Genomic DNA, 5,180 nt, shown 5'->3' on the forward strand with positions numbered 1-5,180 from the left:
AGCACGGGCAGGCGAAGCCCGCCGCGACGTCGACGGCCGTGGCCGAAGCCGAGGCGCCGGTCGACGATCCGCTCCCGGAACTGCTCGACAACGACGCGGCGGACGAGCCGCAGCCGGACGCTCCGGAGCGTTCCGAGCTGCCGGAGATCACCGAGCCGCGCGGCCGGGTCGCCCCGTGGGAACGCGGCGGTGCCCAGCGCACCGCTCCGCGCGCGGACTGAGCCGCTGGGCGGTCGGCCCGCGCCCACATCCGCGAGCGAGCGCGGAACGGAGCGGACGCCGCGCGCCCGGTGGCTCCTTCGAACGGCTCGTCCCGAACGGTTCGCACTTTCCCGGCACGGCTGGCCCGCCGCAACGGGCCGACGCGCCCGCACACCACCTGATCAGCAGGGTCCGTTCCGGGGCGAACGGACCGCTGGTCCGACAAGAACGGGCGAACAGGTCGTTCACCCCGGGCGAAGCTGCGATGCGCGGCTCGCGGCGGAGACGCTGCGGAACAACAAGCGGCCCCGCCCACCCGAACCGGGTGAGCGGGGCCGTGTCGCAGCGGAACTCAGACGGAGCCGCCCGCGGAGACCTCACCGCGCTGGCGCGCACCGAGCCGCGAGTGGTTGCGGCCGTACAGGAAGTACACCACCACGCCGGCGATCATCCACACCACGAACCGCACCCAGGTCAGCGCGGTCAGGTTCAGCATCAGCCACAGGCAGGAGATGATCGCCAGCACCGGGATCAACGGCACCAGCGGCGCCCGGAACCCGCGCGGCAGGTCCGGCCGGGAACGCCGCAGGACGATCACCCCGGCGGAGACCAGGATGAACGCGAACAGCGTGCCGACGTTGACCATCTCTTCGAGCTTGTCCGCCGGGAAGAACGCCGACGCCAGCGCCACCACGACACCGACCAGCACGGTGGCGCGCACCGGCGTGCCGCGCTCCTCGTCGGTCTTGGCCAGCCCGCGCGGCAGCAGCCCGTCGCGGGACATCGCGAACAGGATCCGCACCTGCCCGAGGAACATCACCATCACGACCGTGGTCAGACCGGCCAGCGCGCCGACGGTGATCACGCTCGCCGCCCAGGTGACGCCGTGGATCTGGAACGCGGTGGCCAGCGTCGCCTTCTCATCGCCCTGCGTGGCCAGCTGCGTGTAGTTGACCATCCCGGTCACCACGATCGCCACGGCCACGTACAGCACGGTGACGATGGCTAGCGAGCCGAAGATGCCGCGCGGGGCGTCCCGCTGCGGGTTGCGGGTCTCCTCCGCGGTGGTGGCCACCACGTCGAACCCGATGAACGCGAAGAACACCAGCGAAGCGCCCGCCAGCAGGCCGAAGACGCCGAAGTTGCTGGTCGTGCCGCCGAGCAGCAGCGAAAGCAGCGACTGGTCCAGCTTCGAGGCGTCCTCGACCGCACCCTGCGCCGGCGGGATGAACGGCGAGTAGTTGTCGGAGTTGACGTAGGACAGACCCGCCACCACGACCAGCAGGACCACGAACACCTTGAGGGTGCTGATCACCAGGCTGACTCGCGCGGAGAGCTTGGTCCCCGCCGCGAGCACCGTGGTCAGGATCGCGACCAGCAGCAGCGCGCCCCAGTCGAACTGCAACGGCCCGAGGTCGAACTTCGTCTGCGCGCCCTCGAGCCCGATCAGGCCCAGCACCTGCTGCAGGTAGGTCGACCAGCCCTTGCTCACCGCCGCTGCCGCCACGGCGAACTCCAGGATCAGGTCCCAGCCGATGATCCACGCGATGAACTCGCCGAACGTCGCGTAGGAGTAGGTGTAGGCGCTGCCCGCGACCGGCACGGTGGAGGCGAACTCCGCGTAGCAGACCGCGGCGAGCCCGCACGCGATGGCGGCGATCAAGAACGACACCGAGACCGACGGCCCCGTGATGTCCCCGGCGGTCGACGCGGCGAGGGTGAAGATCCCCGCGCCGACGACGACCGAGACACCGAACACGATCAGGTCCCAAGCGCCGAGGTTCTTGCGCAGCTTGGTGTCCGGCTCGTCGGTGTCCTTGATCGATTGCTCGACCGACTTGGTCCGCCACAGCCCAGTTCCTGGCACTGTCGCCCTCCTCTTCCAACCCGAATGGTGGAACGCACCCTAACGCGGGAGTGTTGCACCGGAAGCGCTGAAAAACAGTGTGGGCCGCACCATTCGTTAATGCTCTGTGACCGCTCCGGCCACCCGGCGGACACCGTGATCGTCCGATTGCTACCGATCGATCACATTGCGCACACACGACCCGCGCCGTCGCAGGTAGGCGCCGCGGGGGCTGAACAAATTCCCGGTATTCCCGCGATCTCCGCGAAAGCGACGGCGGGGTCCGGGCAGAAGCGGCCGATCGCATTCGTCGCGCGGTCGGATCAGTCCTGTTTCGCGGTCTTCTGCTCGGACGTGCGGTCCAGGTCCGGCTCGAGGTAGATCAGCTTGGCCGCGGGCACCTTCTCCCGCACCCGGGCCTCCGCGGCATCGATCTCCAGGGCGACGTCCGCGACCGGCAGCGCGGGCTCCAGCTCGATCTTCGCCGCGACCAGCAGCTCGTCCGGCCCGAGGTACTGGGTGCGGATGTGGATCACCTTGCGCACCCGGTCACCGCGCAGCCCGGCGACGATGTCGTCCAGCACGGCCGGGGCGGCGCCCTCCCCGATCAGCAGGCTCTTCGTCTCCACGATCAGCACGACCGCGATCACGCCGAGCAGCACGCCGATGCCCATCGTGCCGATGCCGTCGAAGACCGGATTACCGGTCAGCACGCTCAGCCCCACACCACCCAGCGCGAACACCAAGCCGAGCAGCGCGCCTGCGTCCTCCAGCAGCACCACCGGCAGCTCCGGGGTCTTGGCCTGCCGGATGAACTGCCACCAGCTCAGCCCGCCCTTGAGCTCGCGGGACTCCATGATCGCGGTGCGGAAGCTGTAGGTCTCCAGCCCGATCGCGATCAGCAGGATCACCACCGCGACCAGCGGGCTGGTCAACGGCTCCGGGTGCTCGATCTTGTGGAAGCCCTCGTAGAGGGCGAACACCGAGCCGAGGCTGAACAGCAGCAGCGCCACGACGAACGAGTAGAAGAACCGGTCCCGGCCGTAGCCGAACGGGTGTTCCTCGGTCGGTTTGCGCTGCGAGGTCTTCTTGCCCACCAGCAGCAGGCCCTGGTTGGCGGTGTCCGCGACCGAGTGCACCGACTCCGCCAGCATCGACGAGGAACCGGTGAACAGGAACCCGCCGAATTTGGCCACCGCGATGCCCGCGTTCGCGGACAGGGCCGCCAGGATCGCCTTGGTACCGCCGCCTGCTGACACGATGTCGCTCCCCAACCACTAGATCGCCGAAGTTCCTAGATCGTCACGAGTTGCCTGGGAATGTACCTGCGCGCCCCGTGGCGCCGAGCCGGTATCCGCGGATCCGCGCGTACCGGGCGAACAGCCCTCAATTGCCGGTCGCCGCGCGGAAGATCTGCGCGGTGCCGTCCACGCAAGCAGGGGTCGCCAGCACCGCCGGGTCGGACGCGGCCAGCCACACCGACTCGCCCTTGGCCAGCTGAAGATCCGGCAGCGAACCGTCCTGCGCGCGCAACCGCACCCCGCCCTTGGTGCACAGCACGATCTGCGGGCCGCCCGAGTCCAGCCGCACCGGTGCCGAAGCCGCCGGGGACCAGTCCACCCGGGACAGCTCGAACTCCTCGGCGGGCGTCCGGTAGACGGTCAGGTTCGCGTCCAGCGACTCGCCCTTGTGCACCCGCATGTCCGCGCAGGTGAAGTCCAGCACCCGCAGCAGCTCCGGCACGTTGACGTACTTCGGCGTCAACCCGCAGCGCAGGATGTTGTCCGAGTTCGCGAGGATCTCCACACCGGTGCCGTGCAGGTAGGCGTGCAGGTTCCCGGCGGGCAGGAAGATCGCCTCGCCCGGCTGCAGCACCAGCCGGTTCAGCAACAGGCTCGCCAGCACGCCCGCGTCGTTCGGGTACGCCTCGCCCAGCTCCAGCACCGTTCGGCATTCCAGGGCGAACTCGCCGTGCTCGCGCACGTGCCGCACGCAGGCGTCCAACAGCTCCGGCATGAGTTCGCGCAGGTAGTGCTCGGGCAGCGTGATCCACGTCGTGAACAGGGCGCGCAACCCCTCCGCGTCCGGCTGGGCGGCCAGCAGACCGGTGTGCGCGCGCAGGCTCGGCACGTCCAGTTCGCCCAGCAACCGCACGGTGCGGTGCGCGTCGCGGAAGCCGGCCAGCGCGTGGAACTCGGTCAGCGCGCAGATCAGCTCGGGCTTCGCGGTCGGATCCGGGTAGTTGCGGTCCGGGGCGTTGCGCGGCAGCCCGGCGCGTTCCTCCCGCTCGAAGCCCTCCGCGGCCTGCTCCGCCGACGGGTGCGCCTGCAGGCTCAACGGCTCGTCGGCGGCGAGCACCTTCAGCATGAACGGCAGCCGGTGGCCCCAGCGGCCGGTGCATTCCGCGCCGAGGTGGTGCGCCGGGTCGGCGCCCAGCAGCTGCAGCAAGGACTCCTCGGTGCCGTCCGGGCGCACCAGCTTCGACGAATCGCCCGGGTGCGCGCCCATCCACAGCTCGGCCTCCGGATGCGGGGTGGGGACGGGCCGCCCGAGCAGATCCGCGATAGCGGTACGCGAGCCCCACGCGTAGGGGCGCACCGCGTTCCGCAGTAACTCCACAGTCGTTCTCGCTTCCTTCGCGGCTCTCCTCGGACGCGAACCGCGGCACCGCCGCGCCGTCCACTCGCTTCGAGCCCACTCGCTATGAGCTCACTCGCTTTAAGCCCACTCGCGTAAGCACTGCACCAGGGTCGATTCCGGCAGCACAGCGCGAACCGCCGGTCAGTGCACCGCCAGCGCCTGCCTGCCGGGCCCGCCCAGCGTGCCCGTCGCCAAGCCGAGGTAGACCGCGGCCAGGTCGAACCGCGCGGCCAGCAGCGCCGAGCGCAACACCGCGTCGTCGCGCACCGCCTCGCCCGGGCTGATCAGGTCGGCGCTGGGCAGCGCTTGCACCGCGGCCCGCTCCGCCGCTTCGGCGTGAGCGTCGTAGCGGGCGCTGACCAGGAAGATCCGGTGCGCTGCCGCCGAGACCTCGTCCGGGTCGGCGAACACGTCCGAACCGGCCTCCGCCGCCTGCCGGTACAACGCGGGACGCGCCACCGCCTGCTGGTAGCCGACCGCATCGCAGGCCATC

Annotated in this window: 4 protein-coding genes and 1 pseudogene; 1 reads left to right on the forward strand and 4 read right to left on the reverse strand. The window is 70.3% G+C overall.

The genetic code is table 11. The features are described from left to right. Positions 1-221, forward strand: a 221-nt coding sequence (locus IJH84_RS16025; RefSeq protein WP_295145844.1) for a hypothetical protein, incomplete at its 5' end; no start/stop codon positions are given. A gap of 332 nt (positions 222-553) precedes the next feature. Here the strand turns inward: IJH84_RS16025 and IJH84_RS16030 are convergent. The 4 genes and pseudogenes from IJH84_RS16030 to IJH84_RS16045 form a co-directional block, all read right to left on the reverse strand. Next, entirely contained in the window at positions 554-2,068 is a 1,515-nt protein-coding gene (locus IJH84_RS16030) for an amino acid permease (RefSeq protein WP_200073533.1), read from the reverse strand. A gap of 302 nt (positions 2,069-2,370) precedes the next feature. Next, the gene (locus IJH84_RS16035) at positions 2,371-3,306 is read right to left on the reverse strand and encodes a cation diffusion facilitator family transporter (protein WP_200073532.1); all 936 of its coding nucleotides are present in this window, start codon (positions 3,304-3,306) and stop codon (positions 2,371-2,373) included. Positions 3,307-3,433: 127 nt separating this feature from the next. After that, entirely contained in the window at positions 3,434-4,666 is a 1,233-nt protein-coding gene (gene manA, locus IJH84_RS16040; RefSeq protein WP_295145846.1) for a mannose-6-phosphate isomerase, class I, read from the reverse strand. 162 nt (positions 4,667-4,828) lie between these two features. Continuing rightward, positions 4,829-5,180, reverse strand: a pseudogene (locus tag IJH84_RS16045) (hypothetical protein); the annotation flags it as partial.

Source organism: Saccharopolyspora sp., assembly GCF_017434145.1.
In the GTDB taxonomy this organism is placed as follows: Bacteria; Actinomycetota; Actinomycetes; order Mycobacteriales; family Pseudonocardiaceae; genus Saccharopolyspora_C; species Saccharopolyspora_C galaxeae.